The sequence below is a fragment of the Psychromonas arctica genome (assembly GCF_038155225.1).
GTDB lineage: Bacteria > Pseudomonadota > Gammaproteobacteria > Enterobacterales > Psychromonadaceae > Psychromonas > Psychromonas arctica_B.
Window position 1 is genome coordinate 1 of the sequence record NZ_JBAKBA010000113.1, and the last position, 431, is coordinate 431.

At 40.6% G+C, this 431-nt stretch carries 2 tRNA genes; both read right to left on the reverse strand.

The annotated features are described in order from the left end of the window. Positions 1-49: 49 nt before the first annotated feature. Positions 50-138: transfer RNA gene (locus tag V6255_RS18020), tRNA-OTHER, on the reverse strand. 84 nt (positions 139-222) lie between these two features. Further along, a tRNA-OTHER gene (locus tag V6255_RS18025) sits at positions 223-311 on the reverse strand. Between the last annotated feature and the right edge of the window lie 120 nt (positions 312-431).

Below are 431 nucleotides of genomic sequence, written 5' to 3' on the forward strand. Positions count from 1 at the left end.
AATTTTAGGCAAAAAAAATCCTGAACAATAATGTTCAGGATTTTTAATGTGGCTCCTCTTGCTGGGCTTGAACCAGCAACACACGCTATACCTTAAAAAGAGGACAGTCCGTTGCTCTACCAACTGAGCTAAAGAGGAATGGCTCTCTTTGCTAATGTATTAGGGAGATCATAAATTTTAGGCAAAAAAAATCCTGAACAATAATGTTCAGGACTTTTAATGTGGCTCCTCTTGCTGGGCTTGAACCAGCGACACACGCTATACCTTAAAAAGAGGACAGTCCGTTGCTCTACCAACTGAGCTAAAGAGGAATGGCTCTCTTTGCTAATGTATTAGGGAGATCATAAATTTTAGGCAAAAAAAATCCTGAACAATAATGTTCAGGACTTTTAATGTGGCTCCTCTTGCTGGGCTTGAACCAGCGACACACG